Source organism: Methylomonas koyamae, assembly GCF_006483455.1.
GTDB classification, from domain to species: domain Bacteria; phylum Pseudomonadota; class Gammaproteobacteria; order Methylococcales; family Methylomonadaceae; genus Methylomonas; species Methylomonas koyamae_B.
This window is the reverse complement of record NZ_PPPU01000006.1, coordinates 105504-122215: the sequence shown is the minus strand read 5'-3', so window position 1 is coordinate 122215 and position 16712 is coordinate 105504. Positions and strand designations below refer to the sequence as shown.

At 58.9% G+C, this 16712-nt stretch carries 20 protein-coding genes; all 20 read left to right on the top strand.

Features of this window, described 5'->3' with window-relative positions:
• The first annotated feature begins 1 nt into the window (after position 1).
• Positions 2 to 892 (top strand): Mu-like prophage major head subunit gpT family protein, encoded by an 891-nt coding sequence (locus C2U68_RS03050; RefSeq protein WP_222101858.1) that lies wholly within the window; start codon positions 2 to 4, stop codon positions 890 to 892.
• Between the two features lie 65 nt (positions 893 to 957).
• On the top strand, positions 958 to 1659 hold the full coding sequence (locus C2U68_RS03045) for a hypothetical protein (RefSeq protein ID WP_140911027.1): 702 nt from the start codon (positions 958 to 960) through the stop codon (positions 1657 to 1659).
• Complete coding sequence (locus C2U68_RS03040; RefSeq protein WP_140911026.1) at positions 1659 to 2162, top strand: phage protein Gp36 family protein; 504 nt, start codon at positions 1659 to 1661, stop codon at positions 2160 to 2162. The genes C2U68_RS03045 and C2U68_RS03040 overlap by 1 nt, the downstream gene beginning before the upstream one ends.
• 1 nt (position 2163) lies before the next feature.
• Positions 2164 to 2652, top strand: a complete 489-nt coding sequence (locus C2U68_RS03035; protein WP_140911025.1) for a hypothetical protein — start codon at positions 2164 to 2166, stop codon at positions 2650 to 2652.
• Positions 2649 to 4109, top strand: coding sequence for a phage tail protein (locus C2U68_RS03030; RefSeq protein WP_140911024.1), 1461 nt, complete (start codon positions 2649 to 2651; stop codon positions 4107 to 4109). The genes C2U68_RS03035 and C2U68_RS03030 overlap by 4 nt, the downstream gene beginning before the upstream one ends.
• A 47-nt stretch (positions 4110 to 4156) precedes the next feature.
• Complete coding sequence (locus C2U68_RS03025; protein ID WP_140911023.1) at positions 4157 to 4522, top strand: phage tail tube protein; 366 nt, start codon at positions 4157 to 4159, stop codon at positions 4520 to 4522.
• Complete coding sequence (locus tag C2U68_RS03020) at positions 4523 to 6733, top strand: hypothetical protein (protein WP_140911022.1); 2211 nt, start codon at positions 4523 to 4525, stop codon at positions 6731 to 6733.
• The gene (locus C2U68_RS03015) at positions 6733 to 7146 is read left to right on the top strand and encodes a hypothetical protein (protein ID WP_140911021.1); all 414 of its coding nucleotides are present in this window, start codon (positions 6733 to 6735) and stop codon (positions 7144 to 7146) included. The genes C2U68_RS03020 and C2U68_RS03015 overlap by 1 nt, the downstream gene beginning before the upstream one ends.
• A 209-nt stretch (positions 7147 to 7355) precedes the next feature.
• The gene (locus C2U68_RS03010) at positions 7356 to 9317 is read left to right on the top strand and encodes a phage tail tape measure protein (protein ID WP_140911020.1); all 1962 of its coding nucleotides are present in this window, start codon (positions 7356 to 7358) and stop codon (positions 9315 to 9317) included.
• Between the two features lies 1 nt (position 9318).
• Positions 9319 to 10497, top strand: a complete 1179-nt coding sequence (locus C2U68_RS03005) for a DNA circularization N-terminal domain-containing protein (protein ID WP_140911019.1) — start codon at positions 9319 to 9321, stop codon at positions 10495 to 10497.
• Positions 10490 to 11533: a phage baseplate assembly protein gene (locus C2U68_RS03000; RefSeq protein WP_186289479.1), complete on the top strand. Its 1044-nt coding sequence runs from the start codon at positions 10490 to 10492 to the stop codon at positions 11531 to 11533. The genes C2U68_RS03005 and C2U68_RS03000 overlap by 8 nt, the downstream gene beginning before the upstream one ends.
• Positions 11514 to 11984 carry a phage baseplate assembly protein gene (locus tag C2U68_RS02995; RefSeq protein WP_222101857.1) on the top strand — a complete coding sequence of 157 codons (471 nt, stop codon included), beginning with the start codon at positions 11514 to 11516 and terminating at the stop codon, positions 11982 to 11984. The genes C2U68_RS03000 and C2U68_RS02995 overlap by 20 nt, the downstream gene beginning before the upstream one ends.
• Positions 11985 to 12380 carry a phage GP46 family protein gene (locus C2U68_RS02990; RefSeq protein ID WP_140911018.1) on the top strand — a complete coding sequence of 132 codons (396 nt, stop codon included), beginning with the start codon at positions 11985 to 11987 and terminating at the stop codon, positions 12378 to 12380.
• Entirely contained in the window at positions 12377 to 13276 is a 900-nt protein-coding gene (locus C2U68_RS02985) for a baseplate J/gp47 family protein (RefSeq protein ID WP_222101856.1), read from the top strand. Before C2U68_RS02990 ends, C2U68_RS02985 begins: the two co-directional genes overlap by 4 nt.
• 24 nt (positions 13277 to 13300) lie before the next feature.
• Positions 13301 to 13423: a hypothetical protein gene (locus C2U68_RS21505; protein ID WP_260839192.1), complete on the top strand. Its 123-nt coding sequence runs from the start codon at positions 13301 to 13303 to the stop codon at positions 13421 to 13423.
• Positions 13420 to 13992, top strand: coding sequence for a hypothetical protein (locus C2U68_RS02980; protein WP_222101855.1), 573 nt, complete (start codon positions 13420 to 13422; stop codon positions 13990 to 13992). The genes C2U68_RS21505 and C2U68_RS02980 overlap by 4 nt, the downstream gene beginning before the upstream one ends.
• Positions 13979 to 15298, top strand: coding sequence for a hypothetical protein (locus C2U68_RS21060; protein WP_186289478.1), 1320 nt, complete (start codon positions 13979 to 13981; stop codon positions 15296 to 15298). The genes C2U68_RS02980 and C2U68_RS21060 overlap by 14 nt, the downstream gene beginning before the upstream one ends.
• The gene (locus C2U68_RS02970) at positions 15295 to 15660 is read left to right on the top strand and encodes a hypothetical protein (RefSeq protein ID WP_140911017.1); all 366 of its coding nucleotides are present in this window, start codon (positions 15295 to 15297) and stop codon (positions 15658 to 15660) included. Before C2U68_RS21060 ends, C2U68_RS02970 begins: the two co-directional genes overlap by 4 nt.
• A gap of 126 nt (positions 15661 to 15786) precedes the next feature.
• Positions 15787 to 15993 carry a Com family DNA-binding transcriptional regulator gene (locus tag C2U68_RS21755; protein WP_140911016.1) on the top strand — a complete coding sequence of 69 codons (207 nt, stop codon included), beginning with the start codon at positions 15787 to 15789 and terminating at the stop codon, positions 15991 to 15993.
• Positions 15944 to 16711 (top strand): DNA adenine methylase, encoded by a 768-nt coding sequence (locus C2U68_RS02960; protein WP_140911015.1) that lies wholly within the window; start codon positions 15944 to 15946, stop codon positions 16709 to 16711. The genes C2U68_RS21755 and C2U68_RS02960 overlap by 50 nt, the downstream gene beginning before the upstream one ends.
• Position 16712: the final 1 nt, after the last annotated feature.

The window sequence follows — 16712 nt, the reverse complement described above, 5'->3', positions numbered from 1 at the left end:
GATGCTGACGCAAGCGCAACTCGACGCACTCAAAACCTCGCTTCAGGCCAATTTTGATAAGGGCTTGGTTGATACTCCCTCGAACTGGGCCATGATCGCTGAGCTGATGAAATCCACCAGCAAAAACAGCACCTACGCCTGGTTGACGCAATGGCCGTCTTTCCGCAAGTGGGTCGGCTCCAGGTTGCATAAAGCGATCGCCGAAAAAGCGTATACCGTCTTCAACGACAAATACGAGGCGACCATCGACGTGCAGCGGACGGATATCGAGGACGACGATTTCGGCCACTATGCCAATTCCGCCCGCGGTCATGGTAAAGCCGCCGCGCGCTTGAAAGACGAGCTGATTTTTGGCGCGCTGCTGGCCGGTTGGTCGACCAACTGCTACGACGATCAGTACTTTTTCGACACCGATCATCCGGTCTATGCCAATGCCGATGGCACCGGAGCCGTGACCGCAACCTCCAATATCCAGGCCGGCGCCGGCGCGCCGTGGTACCTGTTCTCCGATGCCGCCCCGGCGCTGTTTTTACAAGAACGGGTGCCGGCACAATTGGAGGCTATGGGCGCCGGAACGACCAATTATTTCGAGAATGACGTGTTCAGTTTCGGCGGCCGTTGGCGCGGCGCGGCAGCATACGGGTTTTGGCAATGCTGCTACGGCTCAAAGGCGACGCTGAACGCGGCCAATTTCGACGATCTGTACAACCGCATGTTTGCCCAGGTCGGCGATGGCGGCATCAAGCTCGGCACGGTGCCCACTCTGCTGGTCTGTGGCCCAACCAATCGGGCCGCCGCGGAAACGCTGCTCGACAAAGAATATCTGGCCGGCGGCGAGAGCAACACCAACTATCAGCGCGTCAAACTGCTGGTGACTCCGTGGGTGGCGTAGGCCAATAACCGTAGGCCGGGTAGCGCGCTCGCGAAACCCGGCACAACCAATCCGAGGATTAGAACATGTCGAATACGAAATACGTCCGTATCAACCCGCGCACCCAATTGACGACCCGCCACCGTGCCGGCATCGGCTTTAGCCAAACCTGGAAGCAGGTGGACGTCGACGCCGCCACACTGGAGGCCATCGAAGAAGACCCCTATCTGGAAGTAACCGACCACCCGACGGTGCTGGTCGAGCTGCCGGCCGTCAGCCAGATCGGAGCGATCGAAGCCGGCCAAGAGCCAAATAACACACCCGAGAGCACTGCAACTGATGAGGGATCGACTGGGGAGACTGCGGCGGAAGGAACCGATACCGGTACCGCCTCCCCGGTGGCCAATACGGCCGATGCTGACGCGGACAACGAAAACCCAACCGAAAGAGACCCGGAGGCGCCGGCGCCCGAGGGTCTCGCTACCGGTGACGAAATTAAAACGGGCGGCGACGCCCCGGCGGCGGATGCCGCTGACGCTGGAGCGGATGGCACCGCTGCCACGGATGGCGAACAACCCGCGAACACCGCTGAAAAAACCGAACATCAACACAAGATTGATGTCATTAAAGCGGCAATTCAAGCCTTGGATGTTGGTGTTGCCGATAACTGGGTTGCTGACGGTAAACCCAAAGCCGCGGCGTTGACTGTTGCGCTTGGTTACCCGGTAACCGCTGAAGACCGCGATGAAGCCTGGGCACAAATCCAGTCCGAACGGAGCGCCGGCTAATGCCCTTCGCCACCCGCGCCGACCTACTGGCCCGCACCAACGCCCGCCGTCTGGCACAGTTGGCGGTGCCGGCCGACATGGTCATGCCGCCGGAGGCCGCGCTACGCGTCGCCATCGACGGCGGCGACCTGACCGGCTATAGCGCGGACGAGCAAACCGCGCTGGCCGGCGCGCTGGATGCGATCGACAAATGCCTGGCCGATGTCGATGCATTGATCCTCAGTTACGGCATTCCGGACACGGTGCAAACCACCTTGATCGCCCGCCTCGCCTCGACGGTGGCGCTGTATTACCTGCACGGCGCCGAGCGGATGACCGACGATGCCGCCAAAGCGTATCAAGGCGTCATCGACACGCTGAAGGCCCATGCCCGCGGCGAGTTGAATTTGATCCCACCCGAGCCGCCGTTGCCGACCGATCCGGTGGTATCCGGCGACCTGGTGCAGTTCGAAAGCTCGGCCCGCCGCTACGGCGGCACGTCCACCGTAGTCGAGGATTGGTAACGTGATTTCGCTAACGCCTGTGCTCGAACACCTGCGCACCAAACCGGCTGCATTTCCGCACGCCTGGTTCCGCGATTATGGTTTGGCGGCGGAATACGCTCAGATCGATTTAGACCGCCTGCCGCTGCCGGCGTTATGGCTGGTCCGCGGCCCCGATAAGGCCGATGCCGCCGATAACGAGGGGCGCGCGGAAAACATAGGGCTGGCATTCGACGCGGTGATTGCGATTGAGAACATCCGCACCCAGCGTGCCGGCGAAACCGACGACGTGCTGCTGGCCTACCGCCACGCGGTGCGCAAATTGCTGCAAGGCTGGGACATCGAAACGGACGTTAAGCCGATCCGCTTTAAAGGCGGCAAGCCGTTGGAATACACCGCCCAAGACATCTACTGGGCCGATCGATACGAATTCTCGGCCCTGATCACCAACTATTTACCCGACCCAGGCGCCTACGACAGCCTGGTTTACACTGGAGCCCCCGCGCTATGACTATCTCATTTGACAATATCCCGCAGGCGCTACGCTATCCGGGCGTCTATATCGAAATCGACGGCAGCCAGGCCGGCCTGGGCGACGACATTCCGGCGGTGTTGCTGGTCGGCCAAAAACTGGCGGCCGGTAGCGCCGTGGCCGGCGAGATTACCCGGATTAGTTCTGTCTATGATGCTACCGTAAAAGCTGGCGCCGGCTCGATGTTGGCGCAAATGGCGGCGCGTTACCGGGCCATCGACGCGACGCTGGATCTGTACATGCTGCCTTACAGCGACAACGGCGCCGGCGTGGCCGCGACCGGTACCATTACCGTGACCAACGCTGCCACGGCCGACGGCACCCTATCATTATATATAGGCGGCCGCTTGGTCTCGGTAGGCGTGACCAGCACCATGACCACCGCCCAAATCGCCACCGCGATTGCCGCCGCGTTTACCGATGCCGATTTACCGGTGACGGCCGCCGCCGTGGCCAGCGTGGTGACGTTGACCGCAAAGCACAAAGGCACCTGCGGCAATAACATCGATATGCGCTTAAATCTGTACGGCGAACTCAAGCCGACCGGTTTGGCGTTGACCTTGACCGCGATGGCCGGCGGCTCCGGCGACCCGGCGCCGGGCAACCTGGCCACATTGCTGGGCGCCAATCGCTGGTACCGCTACATAGCACTGGGCATCAACGATGCCGCCACACTGGCCGCCTGGCACACCGAAAGCCAGCGCCGGTATCAACCGCCGGTGCAGGCCGGCTTTAGGTGCTTCACCGCCCATCGCGGCGATTACGCCGCAGCGGCAGCGTTTGGCGAAACCAAAAACTACGAGCACATCTGCGACCTGTCGCTGGAGATCAACCCGACACCGACCTGGGAAGCGGCGGCGATATTGTGCGCGGCGGCCGCGCCCAAGCTCTACAACAGCCCGGTGCAATCGCTGGAAGGTGTGGCGCTGACCGGCATGGTTGGCGTGACCTACCACGACTGGACCAACGCCAACAGCTTGCTGTTTAAAGGCATGTCGGTGATGCAAATCGCCCAGGACGGCAGTTGCTACATCAAGCGGCTGATTACCCTGCACCAGCGCCGGCCGGACGGTTCGCCGGACGATGCCTACCTGGACGTCAATACGCCGGAAACACTGGAGCGCGTGCGCTACGAGCAACGCGTCGGCGCCATCAAGGCGTTCGTCGGCACCGCCGCGGCCAAAACAAACGAAGGCTATCGGCCGGGCCTGCGCATCACCACCGAGGATAGCGTGCGGGCATTTCTGCTGAGCCTGTATCAAAACGTGCTGATGCGCGAATACGGCTGGGTGCAGAACTACGACCATTACAAAACCACGCTGGTCGTCGAACAAGACCCAGACAATACGAGCCGGTTCAACTATCTTGATACGCCGATCATACTGTCGCCGTTCCAAATCCTGGCCGGCCGCGCACAGTTTGCGAAGCGGGTTTAACGGTCGGGCAAACGCATTTGAAACGGGATTTATTGGAGATTTAAACCATGGCCGAATTAAACAACATCCGCACCATCTCGGTGCCGTCCATCGGCAAATTGCCGTTGGCAACGCCGGCCGGCACCTTCACTCCGGCCGGCGAATCGCGCGAACACAAACCCGGCCGTCTGCCGGAAGACGGCGGCTTTTTGACCGGCTACAAACCGGCCGTGCTGGAGCTGAACATCAATCTGCAGGCGGGCGTCGATTTGGATGCGATCAACGCCATCAAAAATGAGACAGTCACGATCCGGCTGGAAAGCGGCCAAGTCTACATGATGCCGCAAGCATTTAGATCCGGCGATCCGGCCGGCTGGGGCGATGGCGAAAGCAAGATCACCATCATGAGTAATACGTCTGAGAGGATTTCGTAAATGGTTGCCCGCGTAGCTCGTGAGGAATGGGACTTCGATTCCATTGAGGATTTTTTTGCTGAGGGTGGCGCCGATTACGGCGAGGGGGCCGTGGTAATCGGTGGCACCCGCCACGTTTCGGGATTGATTCCCAATTCGACAAAACAAGCCCATGCTCTATTCAATACCGCGTTGTTGCAAAAATGGTTGAATTCAGGCACCGGGCGCGTGGATATCACCCTGCCGGGCACATATGCGTTTGCCGGCGGCGCCGATCCCCAGGCTATCTGCACACTCCCCAGTGATGTGACGCTATATGTAGGCCCAGGCGTCATTCTCGACAACATCGCTGCAAATTTCGGCTTGTCAAAAAAAATGTTCACCAACGAGCATGCAGCAAGCCTGCCGATTACGGTCACAGCATTGACGCATGCAATGGACACTCCTGCATGGTCCAGCACCGTCACCCTCAATATTGGCGCCGTGGCAAATCCGTTTGCGGTTGATGACTACATCTACGTCCGACCAGCGTATACCGGCGGCACAGATGCTGGTGAGTTTTACCGGTATGTTTGGAAAGTTGTCGCGATCGACAACAGTGACCCCAATAACAAAAAAGTGAAATTTCGGATGCCTGTTGGCTCAGCGGGGCAGCATCCGGCAACACCGGGGCCGCTGATCTGCTATCAGGCGGATGCCAACATCAAGGTTTACGGCGAAGGCAAAATCAGGCAGGCCACTCAAAACCGTGGCTCAGACCCGTTCGGCAACACCAGCTACCAGCAAACTGTTTTAAACAAAGTTGTGAATAGCTTCATCGGTTTGGGTCTGACGGAATCCCCTGGTAGTTGTTTCGGCGCCTATGCCAATGCATTTGACTCCACTCTGGAATGTGGATATTCAGATAGCGCATTGGGTTGGTGGCTGCACGGCAACTGCTATGGCATCACTGTGAAACTTGCTGCGGGCCCAAGCAAAGATGATCTTGGCGCGATGTTCACTGACGGCGCCAACACACCTCTTTTTGACTCCGACGGCACAACGGTTAACTCTGCTGGCGACATTCTCGGCATCGAGCTTGATTTTGGATCGCACGTTCATCGCTTAGGTTCGTCCCAGGGCGTGTCGATGATTTCGGAAAATAACCACATCATCGGCGACATTGTTATCAAAAACTACCACGGTCGGGATATTAGCGGGCAGCCGTTTCATTTTGGTTGCGGTTACAACACCAACGGCTCAGGCAGATACGGAAAAATCACGTTCAAAGACGGATTCTACATCCCCCGTCGCGGCCGCGGACTGTCCTATGTGTCTAACGGCGCAGGCGGTGGTTCTGTCGACATTGAGCACATCGTGTTCGACAATTTTGTTGTTCCAGCTCAGCCGTCGGTGGACGGTAATTTAGGGTTCCAGAATGCCGGGGCTGGCATAATCTCCGTAGGTAATACGACCGGCTCCCACCGTATCCGCAAATTCACGTTGCTGAATAGTGAATTCAATTTTGACATGGGAGCCAACGCCGCCTCCGACGTAAACGGCATGTTTTTCGCAGAGCGGGTTCTGGTCGATGAATTGGAAATTCTCAACACGCCAATTAAAGCATCCGGCTCTACCCGCGTGCTAAACCCGATTCGGTCTCTGGGTGAATCTACTTCGTTCGGAATTCGTCGGATTACCATCGATAACTCCATCACCGATTGCCCTGGTGCTGGATTTATTCAAATCGCCAACACCGCGGTCGCGCCTGAGATCCACATCTCGAAATCTCGCCCGTCTGTCGCCGCTGTGTCGCTCGCATTTCAAGCGGGTGCTATCCCGAATGGCGCCAGATTTTATTTCGACGACAACGATGTCAGCGGGTTTGTTCGTGGGCTGATCTACCCGAGCGGCACTACCGCCAAGACGATCAACCTCACGTATGGCGGCACAAAAGTGCCCGGATGGTGCTTCAATCCGTCGAATGCGCAGAACATCACATACAACATCCGGTCGACTGGTGGTAACGAAGGAACCGGCGCCCAGGGTGTCGGCACCGGTAACGTGTTCAATTTGATCGGCAACTGTGCTGATCTGCAGTTTGATATCACTCAGGTGGCTCGGCTGAACGGTTCAATTTTTTACAACACAAATGCGGCAGCAGGAACGTTGGGCCAGGCAGGGTTGGTTGCGGGTTCTGGCACAGCGGCAAATAGCTGGAAATTATTAACTGATACGACAAAGGCATATTGATGAAATTACTAATCCCGTTGCGTCTTTTAAAAACGGAAATTACTGAAATCAACTTCCGCGGCTACACCACCGCCGAAGATTACCTGTCCTTCGATCAGCGGGGCGGTGTAGCGCAACGGATTGCGTTGATCGCCTCGCTGACAGGTACCGACGAAGCGTTGATCCGGCAGTTGCGCGGGCCGGATTACATCCGCGCCGAGCAGCTGGCCAGCGACATGTTGGAGGCCGATGCTACGGCGGCAAGCGAGGCTAACGCCGATCGCGTCAAGCTGTTGTCCCGGTTGACCGGCGCGACCGAAAGTGAGGTGGCGAAGATCCTCGGCGTGCTGACCGAAAAAGCTGCGTCGGCTACAACCAGCGACGAGGGCGATGCCGAAAAAAAGTCGTCCGAATCATCACCGCAGTCGGTTTAGTCGCGAAAGTGATGAACCAGCCGCTGCCGATCGTAAAGCGAATGCCGCTGGCCGAGTTGTTCATGTGGGCCAGGATGGCGGCGGCGATGGATGGGCGGAAGTTTGATTAATCCAATGTAGGGTGGATTTACCCCGGAAACATTTCCAGCCTGAGCCGCCCTGTTTTAAATCCTTAAACTCCAGTTACATCCCGTAACCGGAGTTTTTTTATGTCCAACGCTGCCGACGTCGAGTTGCGCGTCAAGTTTGTCGATAAGACCGGCAACGGCTTCGACAAATACGTCAAGCACGTCGAGCAAACCACCCGGCGCACGGAAGCCGCAGTTACCCAATCCAATGCGCGCCAGCGCACGTCATTCGAGAGAACGTCGCTCGCCCGCGAGACCTTAGGCGTTCGTTCCGAGCAGCGCATCCAGCGCGAAATTCAACAGACCGAGGCCGCTTACAAGCGCCTGGCCGCGTCCGGCAAGCTCAGCCAAGACGAGTTGACCCGCGCCGCCGAAAAGACCCGGCAAAAGATCAACGGCTTGACCAATGAGATGGGCAAGCTGACCAAAGAGCAGCAGCGCGCCGCCAAAGCCGCGAAGGACTTCGAAACCGCACAAGGGCGGATCAGAACCGGCGTCGCGGTTGGCGCCGGTTTGGTGGCCGGCGGTTATGCACTAAAAGCGCCGATTGCCAACGCGCTGTCGTTCGACGAGCGGCTGGCCAGCATGGCCAACACCGCCTATCCGGAGCGCACCGCCACCGGCCGCTTGCAGGGCGCCAAAGAGTTGGAAGCGGTCATCAATCGTTCCGTGGACCTTAAACAAGGCGGCGGCGGTACCCGCGACCAGGCTGCCGAGGCGCTGGATGCGTTGATTGCCAAAGGCACGCTGACGCGCGAGCAATCGCTGGCATTTTTGCCGACCGTGATGCGCACGGCTTACGGTTCGTCGTCGGCGCCGATCGATATCGCCAACCTGGCCAGTGCCTTGGTCGGCCAGGGTATCGTCGGCAATGAACGCGATTTGAAGCGGGCTTTAAACATGGTCACCGCGTCCGGCCAAGCCGGCGGTTTCGAGATCAAGGATATGGCCAGGGCGTTGCCCGGCCAACTCGCGGTCGGCAAAACGGCGGGCTTGGTGGGTTTGCCGGGTCTGCAAAAAATCCTGACCATGAACCAGGCGGCAGTGCTGACCTCCGGCGATACCGCGACGGCCGGCAACAATGTGCTGAATCTGTTGACCAAGCTGTCGTCCAGCGACACCGCCAAGGACTTCGAGAAAGCCGGCGGCGGCAATCTGAACAAGTTTCTGATCGATCAGCGCATCAAGGGTGTCGACGCGGTCGACGCCTGGCTGAGTTTGATCGACAAGATTTCTGCCCGCGATCCGCAGATGAAAACGGCGCTGGCCAAGCTGCAATCGGCCGGCAGCAAATCGGAGCAACAGGCCGCAATCGAGTCGATTTCGCAATTGTCGCAAGGCAATGTCATTGGTCAGTTCTTTCAAGACATGCAAGCGCGCGGTGCGCTGTTCGGTCTGCGTAACAAAGGATTGACCGACCGGGTCGGCGCTTACATCACTCGCAACAATAGCGAGTTCGGCGCCAACGACCTCAACTACCAAACCATGGCCGGCACCGGCGCCGCCGCGATCCGCAACGCCGAACAGGAAGCGGCGATCAAGCAAAAGGAAGCGATGGAGCGCTTGATCCCTACCATCACCCGGGCGGCCGATATCTTTGTCGACCTGTCGCAGAAGTACCCTGATCTGAGCGCGGCAGTGGTCGGCGCCACGCCGCCGATTATTGCATTGGGTACCGCCGCCGGCGTGTCGGCATTGGCGATGGGTGGCGGGGCTGGCGGTAGGTTTTTGAGCATGGCCGGCAAAGGCGTTAGCGCGTTGGCGGTGGCTGGCGCCGGTGCAGCGGGTTATGGCGCAGGCAGTTTGTTTGTTAAGCCGGCTGTAGACAACGTCACCCGGTTTTTGTCCGGCGATAACAACGCCACACTCGGCACCGCGTTATTCGATTATTTCAACAAAGGCCAGCCCAATAAGTCCGAAGTGCATCTGACTGTGGAGTCGACCACACCCGGCTTTATGGTCAAGCAAAAATCCAAATCCGACGGCGTCAGTGTGACGACTCGCGGCAGCACCGGCAACATCTTCAGCGGAGCCCCTGAATAATATGGCCGAGCAATCCTACCTTGACCGCTGGGCGCCGGCGCAATGGCGCGATATCGAGTTTTTGACCGACCGTCATGACGACAAGGGTGGTCGGCGCCTGGTGGTGCATGAATTTCCCGGTGCTGAAGAGCCATTGGTCGAAGATCTGGGCGGCAAGGCCTGGGACTACCAACTGAATGCGTATTTTCTGGGCCAGGATTACGACCTCGAGGTCGATGCGCTGATTGCGGAATTGAACAAGCCGGGCGCGGATTGGCTGGTGCATCCCTGGCTGGGCCGGTTATGGCTGCGGCCTCAAACCTGGTCGCGGCAAGAAAGCAGCGATGCCAACGGTTATTGCACGCTGACCATCGGCTGGGTGCCCGGCGGCGGAGCGCCGCAGGTGCCGCGTCCGGATGCGGCCGATCTGGCCATGGCCTCATTGGCGGAATGGGCCAACAGCGCGGAGGACGATTTCGATTTGTTGGCGATGGGCGAAGACGCCCTGGCCGCGTTCAGTTCCGTCACGCAAGCCGGCATGGAAATGGTGCGCCAGGCGATATCGCTGTCAGCGTTGCCGTTGTCGTTTGCGCAGAAGGTCATGACCGGCGCGCTGGGTTTTCAGCGCGATATCGCCACTCTGGCGGCAGTACCGCGCAGCTATTCCAACGCCCTGCGCGGCCTGTTGGGCGGTATCGGCCTCGGTGCCGACGATGTCGGCCTGGCTCCTGGCAGCCGGGTGCGGTTGGTGTCTCGGTTGGCAGGTGTGGCCGTGGCCAGTGCGTCCCCGACATTCATCACCCCGGCCGGCGTGTCGCTGATCGATACCACCGCGCGAACCAATATCGTTGCGGCTGCCGAGTTGCAAAGCCGGCTACTGTTCGGCGCCGCAATGCAAACGGCGCTGGCCGACTTTACCACCGAGTTTGATCGCGATATGGCGGTGCTGGCGATCGACACGGCCTACGATGCGTTGCTGCCGGCGCTGCCCGATACCTTGTTCCAAGCCGCGGTATCCGCCCGTGCCGCGGTCGTAAAAGCGGTGATGGCACAGGACTTAAAGCCGCAGCAGATCCGCGATATCGTCTCGCCGCTGCCGTCCACGGTGTTGGCGCATCGGATGCAGATCGATGAGGCCGTGTTTTTAGAGCGCAATGCGGTGCGGCATCCGCTGTTCGTCCAGGGCCGGGTGTATGGTTGAGCTGCGGTTTAACGGCCAGCGCTACGCCTACTGGCAAAAGGTGTACATCAAAAGCTCGGTGGACGATTTGGTTGCCGATATGAACTTTGCGGTAACCCGCGACGGCCTGGGCAAACTGTCGGCGCTTGATGAAAACACGGTGGTGCAGGTGTTGATCGACGATCATTTGGTGTCGACGATTCGCCCCGATATCGTCAACGAAACGGTGCGCGCGCAAAGCCACAGTATCGAGATCGACGGCCGGTCGCTGGGCCGCGAGTTTGTCGACTGTAAATATTCGAAAAGCCTGTCCGGATTGAAGCTCGACGAGATTGTAAAGCAGCTTTGCAGCACGTTTAACGTGCCGGTACAGATCGATGCCGAAACCGCCGTGGTCGCCGATTTTGCGATGCAATGCGAAACGCCCGCGAATGCGCTGATCAACGCCGCCCGCGCGGCCAACCTGTTGTTGTATCCCACCCCGGACGGTGGTCTGAAACTGACCAAGCCGACCGCAGCCGCGCCGGTGGCCACGCTGGTCTATGGCGACCATATCGAAAGCTATAGCGTGGTCGACGAATACCGGCTGCGCTACTCCGATTATCTCGTTAAAGGCTACGACTACGCCGCCAATCAGGCCTTGAAAGGTGCGGTAAAGGATGGCGGTCTGACCTATTTCCGGCCGCTGCATATCATGGCCGACAAGCTGGGCAAAAGCCTGGGCGGCTGTGACCGGCGCGCCGAACTGGAACGCAACCGGCGCTTGGCCCGTGCCCATCGCATCGATCTGGACGTGTACGGCTGGACCCACTCCGGCGGAGTATGGGAGATCAATACCCAGGTGCGGGTGGTAATCCCCTATCGCAACATCGATGGCGTGTATTTGATTGGCGACCGGATTTTTACGTTGGACGATCAGGGCGGCAGCATGACGCGATTGACGGTGATGCAGCGCGATGCCTTTATCGGCGAAGACAAGCCTGCCGCTCACAGCAAACGCAGCGCGGCCAAGAAGCCGACCAAACAGCAGACGATTTATGCATCAGATTTGGAATAGATTGCAGCTGTTGTTCTCGCAGGGCGTGGCGACGTTGGTCGGCGCCGATACGGTGCAGGCGCGGGTGCTGGATAACGAGGTACTGGATAACCTGGCGCGGATCGAGCCGTATGGCTTCAGTTATCGGCCAAAGCCGGGCGCGCAGGTCTATCTGGCGTTCCCGGCCGGCGACCGCAGCTATGGCGTGGCGTTGGTGGTGGGCGACAAGCGGTATCAAGTGGAATTACAAGCGGGCGAAGTGGCGCTGCATGACGATATCGGCCACGTCATAAAACTGGGGCGCGATGGAATTTCGATCGATGGCGGCGGCCATGACTTGAACATTGTCAATACACCACGCGTGTTGATTCCGGACGGCGATATCGTCGTCAATGACATTTCGTTTTTAGATCATGCCCACGGCAACGTGCAAAACGGTGGCGGCAATACCAGTCCGCCGGTGGGAGGCTAAATGTTGAAATTGGTCCAAGTCGATAACGGCGTATTCGATCTGCAATTCGACGATCCGGCATTGAACGATGCCGATGCCGCGATTCGCACGGTCGTTTATGCGGCGTTGTTTTCCGATGCCGAAGCCCCGGCGCGGCGCGTGCCGGATCGATACGAGCGCCGCGGCTGGTGGGCCGATCCGGAAGCCGGAAGCGGATTGTGGCATGTGCGCTGGCAAGGGCTAAGCGACGCGGCCCGGCGCGAAGCGCTGTTTATGGTGCGGCAGGCTTTGTTGGACCATGGCGTTTCCGATGTTGTCGTGGTTGAGCAGGCTGTCCCTGGAAATGTTTCCAGCCTCTTTATGCGCATCTCCGGTGCTCATAATGGCCGCAACTTCGATCTGAGCATTGAGCTGTGACCAATTACGTCCGCCCGTCGTATTCCGAATTAAAGGCCCGCATCCAAAACGACCTGGCAGCGCTACCGGCTGTGTTGGCCGGACCGTTGGCGGCCGCCTGGGCGCGAGCCTGCCACGGCGTGCACGGCAATCTGGACTGGATCGATCGCCAATGCTCGCCGCTGACCTGCGAGCTGGAACGGTTGTACGACTGGGCGGCGCTGTACGGCGTCGATCGTTTGGCCGCGACGGCGGCCACCGGTCACGTGCTGGTCACCGGTACCGCCGGCACCGATCTGCTGGCCGACACCCTGCTGCGCGGCCAAAACGGCCTTGATTACAAGGTGCTGGCTGCCGTGGAATTGGGCGCCGGCGCCACGCCAGTGGCGGTGCGCTGCCAGACAGCCGGTTCCGCCGGCAATTTGATTGCCGGCCAGAGTTTGACGCTGGTCGATCCGGTACCCGGCATCGCCGGTTCATTGACGGTCGACAGTAACGGGCTGACCGGCGGCGCAGCAGAAGAAACGCTCGAAGATTGGCGGATAAGGGTTGCCGATGAATGGCAGGTGATGGTTATTCGGGGCGGCCGCTCCGGCAAGGCGGCGGATTATCGGTTTTGGGCTAAAACCGCGCATCCCTCCGTAACCGGCGCGTTGGTGCAGCCCCATGCGTTGGGTATCGGTACGGTCATCGTCCGCCCCATTTGTAACGGGCTGCTAGACCGGTTGCCCACCCCGGCGGTGTTGGATGCGGTAGCGGCTTATCTGGCCGATATCGCCCCGGCGACCGCCGATTGGCGGGAGGCCTCTCCGATCGTCAAGCGCGTGTCAGTGACGATCGATCTTTTGCCTGGTTACGACAGCCAGGCCAATCGCGATGCGATTGTCGCGGCGCTGCAAGGTCTGGTGTTGTCCTAGTCGTCCGAAACGGCATTGTTGGCCATGGCGGAAATAGACGCGGCGATTGCCTCCGTGACCCAGCAATATACCCGTTTGGCGCCGCTGGCCGATTTGCACGTCGCTGCCGGCGAATTGTTCGTATTGAATCCGGTGACCTGGGCATGATGCAAATTCGTCCGCATACCGCCGATGACTATGCGACCGCCATCCAATCGTTGCTGCCGCCAGGTGCGGCTTGGCGATGGCCGGCTAACGGTGTCGGCCATGCGATGTTGTTGGGGACTGGCCAGGAGCTGGCCCGCGTCGAAGCCGAAACCCAAAAGGTGTTGGATCGCGCGGTAGAGATTCATCGGCCGCGGGCTGCCAATTGGCATATCAGTACGTACCGGGCGGTAGCAAACAATGCCGTGGCCGACGTCGTAGAGACTATTCCGCGCAAACCGATTCGGGTTGGCAGTCGGGTGGGCGAGCGGTTGTGGCGGGCAGATGCGGTGTTTCCGGTGCCATTGGTGCGGGTCGACCATCTATTTGGTCCTCTCCGCGTCGGCAGCCGCGTCGGCGATAGGGTGTGGGGTACGCGATCGAGGTATGTGCTGCGGGTGCGGTATTACCGATCCGTTGTTAACCCAAAAGTATTGTGGCGGGCGCTGAACGAGTTCAAGCAATCCCACGTTTTTCTCTGGTTCGAAGACATTACCGGCATCGGTGGTGAGGTGAGTTATGCACAAGATTGACGGCGCCGGCAATATCGACGGCATGTTCGTTTGGGAGGATGCTGATCTGAACCGGCCGCCGACCGAATTGACGGCTGAATGGCTCAATACAATACAGCAGGAACTGGTCAACGTGATTTTGTGGGCCGAGATGGACTTAAACAAGTCGGATAACTCGCAATTGCTGCAAGCGATGCAAGCCAAGTTTGCATCTATCGATCCGGGTGGCGATTACGCAGCCAAGGCCGCCGTGCAAGCCGACGATTATAAGATCGCGGACGCCACCGGGACTGCTAATGCAATCGTGGGTGCGTTTTTTCCGGCGATCACGTCGCTGGCCTCGGCTCATGGCACGTCCTTATTTGTGAGGGCCTCGGCAGCGAATACGATCGCGGCGCCGACCTTTACTCCGAACACTGGCACGGTCGCGGCCAAGGCCATCGTAAAAGGCAACAATCTGCCGTTGGCGCCCGGCGATATCGCCGGCGCCGGATATTGGATGGAATTGCGTTACGACTCGACCTTCGATAAATGGGTGCTAGCCAACCCGGCTCGCGGCTTGTCGAGTGCGTCGGCGGCTGTATCCGGCAGCTCGAAGAATCTGCGTTCATCGGCCACCGGCGCCAGCGTAAACATTTCGATTTCGGCCGATGAGATCGTAGTGAAGAACGCGCTGGGCGAATCAGTGACGCTGGAGAACGTCGCGGTGGTGCTGAATACTGCGTCGGTGGGTGTGAACGGACTGGATAGCGGTATTTTGGCGGCTAACACCTGGTACGACCGCTACATCATTTATGACGGCACGACGCCGGCGGCGCTAATGTGCGTGTCCGGTAATAGTCCGGTGATGCCGGCTGGGTATTCATTTAAAGCGTATGTTGGCGCGTTCCGGACGGACAACACCGGCAATAAATTTCCTGTGGGGTTTACTCAGGCCGGCGGAATGTTTCAGCCTCGGGTATCTGCCGGCGGAAATCTGCCGGCGTTGCCCGTGATGGCAAATGGGGTGGTTGGTTCCGGTATTGCGTCGGCTACACCGACATGGGGAGCTGTAGCCGTCCGAGGAGTTGTAGCCCCCCCCAACGCCACTGCGGTGCATTTTGTCGTTGCCTGTTTCACAAATAGCTCTGGCGCTCAATTCATTGTGGCGCCGAATAACCAATATGGTGGCCTGGGTCTGACGAATAGTCCGGCACCTATCGCTAGTAACGGTTATGGGTTTGCGAATTTTCAAGGTCGCGTGCTGTTGGAGTCGAATAACATTTATTACGTATCCGGCAGCGCATCGTTGACGATGTATTGCTTTGGATGGGAGGAGGCGTTATGAGTTTTGCGGTGCGCGTGGATGGGCTTGGATTTCGCACGGTGGCCGGCGTCGACGAATTGTTGCCGGGTGAGGTGTTTAGCCAAACCCAGCCGCAGTTGATTGGCATGGGCGACGATCTGGCGCAGCGTCGGGCGTTGATGGTGGTCGATGCCTGGCGTATTTTGCGAGCGCTCACCGTGTTGGGGTGGCGTGACGACGTGGAATCGCTCATTGCCGTCAGCAGCCAGGACGTGAAAGATATGTACACTCGGGCGCCTGTTTTTCGGCGATTGTCTCCCTTCGTCGAGTTAGTGGCGTCCGCTATGAATAAAACGGATGCCGACGTAGACGAGTTGTTCGAGCTGGCAGCGACGATCGAGTAAAACCGGTGCGACCTGACGCGATGTTCGAGCATCGTGCCAGGCCACCTTTCGCAGGGATGAGCTGCTTCAGGCCTAGTCACCGTGCCGTGTACACAGCGTGACAAGCCTAGTTGAAAGTGGCTATTTATGGAAATTGTGCGTTGCGGCCATTGCGGCCGAAAATTGGCCGAAGCCGAATTTGTTCGGTTGGCTATTAAGTGTCCCCGTTGCGGGACGTTGAATACCTTGAAGGCCGTCGAGCCTCTTACCCGTGCGCCACGAGCGCCCGACTGCGAGTGTTACGATGGCAAAACCAATTGTCCCGTGGGTGGGCGGCAAACGCCGCCTGGCTAAACATATCCTGCCGTTGTTTCCCGAGCATGGCTGCTACGTCGAGCCGTTCGCTGGGGGCGCAGCTTTGTTCTTTATGAAGCAGCAGGCCGAAACCGAGGTGTTGAACGATATCAACGGCGATTTGGTGAACCTTTACAGGGTCGTCAAACACCATTTGGAGGAGTTTGTACGCCAGTTTAAATGGGCGCTGATCAGCCGGCAGATATACGCTTGGTTGCGCGATACGCCGATCGACACCTTGACCGATATCCAGCGCGCCGCCCGGTTTTACTACCTGCAAAAGCTGGCGTTCGGCGGCAAGGTGTCGGATCAAACTTTTGGCACCGCTACAACAGGTAAGCCGCGGCTGAATTTGCTGCGCATCGAAGAAGAACTGTCGGCGGCGCACTTGCGCCTGTCGCGTGTGTTTATCGAGCACTTGGCATGGGACGAATGCATCAGGCGTTACGATCGACCGCACACGCTGTTCTATCTTGATCCGCCGTATTGGGGAACGGAGGGCTACGGCGTACCGTTTGGGCTAGAGCAATACGATTTGATGGCGGCGTTGGCTGGGTCCATCGAAGGCAGAATGGTGATATCGGTGAACGATATCCCTGAGATGCGCCAGGCGTTTGCCGGTTTGGAAATTGACCAGGTCGACATTAATTACACCGTCGGCGGCGGCGCAAAGCGCAAGGCGGCAAGGGAATTAATTATCCGAAATTGGTCCGATTAAT

Coding starts and splice junctions, on each gene's coding strand:
- C2U68_RS03050 (WP_222101858.1), top strand. CDS start 2: ATGCTGACGCAAGCGCAACTCGACGCACTCAAAACCTCGCTTCAGGCC.
- C2U68_RS03045 (WP_140911027.1), top strand. CDS start 958: ATGTCGAATACGAAATACGTCCGTATCAACCCGCGCACCCAATTGACG.
- C2U68_RS03040 (WP_140911026.1), top strand. CDS start 1,659: ATGCCCTTCGCCACCCGCGCCGACCTACTGGCCCGCACCAACGCCCGC.
- C2U68_RS03030 (WP_140911024.1), top strand. CDS start 2,649: ATGACTATCTCATTTGACAATATCCCGCAGGCGCTACGCTATCCGGGC.
- C2U68_RS03025 (WP_140911023.1), top strand. CDS start 4,157: ATGGCCGAATTAAACAACATCCGCACCATCTCGGTGCCGTCCATCGGC.
- C2U68_RS03020 (WP_140911022.1), top strand. CDS start 4,523: ATGGTTGCCCGCGTAGCTCGTGAGGAATGGGACTTCGATTCCATTGAG.
- C2U68_RS03015 (WP_140911021.1), top strand. CDS start 6,733: ATGAAATTACTAATCCCGTTGCGTCTTTTAAAAACGGAAATTACTGAA.
- C2U68_RS03010 (WP_140911020.1), top strand. CDS start 7,356: ATGTCCAACGCTGCCGACGTCGAGTTGCGCGTCAAGTTTGTCGATAAG.
- C2U68_RS03005 (WP_140911019.1), top strand. CDS start 9,319: ATGGCCGAGCAATCCTACCTTGACCGCTGGGCGCCGGCGCAATGGCGC.
- C2U68_RS03000 (WP_186289479.1), top strand. CDS start 10,490: ATGGTTGAGCTGCGGTTTAACGGCCAGCGCTACGCCTACTGGCAAAAG.
- C2U68_RS02995 (WP_222101857.1), top strand. CDS start 11,514: ATGCATCAGATTTGGAATAGATTGCAGCTGTTGTTCTCGCAGGGCGTG.
- C2U68_RS02990 (WP_140911018.1), top strand. CDS start 11,985: ATGTTGAAATTGGTCCAAGTCGATAACGGCGTATTCGATCTGCAATTC.
- C2U68_RS21505 (WP_260839192.1), top strand. CDS start 13,301: ATGGCGGAAATAGACGCGGCGATTGCCTCCGTGACCCAGCAATATACC.
- C2U68_RS02980 (WP_222101855.1), top strand. CDS start 13,420: ATGATGCAAATTCGTCCGCATACCGCCGATGACTATGCGACCGCCATC.
- C2U68_RS21060 (WP_186289478.1), top strand. CDS start 13,979: ATGCACAAGATTGACGGCGCCGGCAATATCGACGGCATGTTCGTTTGG.
- C2U68_RS02970 (WP_140911017.1), top strand. CDS start 15,295: ATGAGTTTTGCGGTGCGCGTGGATGGGCTTGGATTTCGCACGGTGGCC.
- C2U68_RS21755 (WP_140911016.1), top strand. CDS start 15,787: ATGGAAATTGTGCGTTGCGGCCATTGCGGCCGAAAATTGGCCGAAGCC.
- C2U68_RS02960 (WP_140911015.1), top strand. CDS start 15,944: ATGGCAAAACCAATTGTCCCGTGGGTGGGCGGCAAACGCCGCCTGGCT.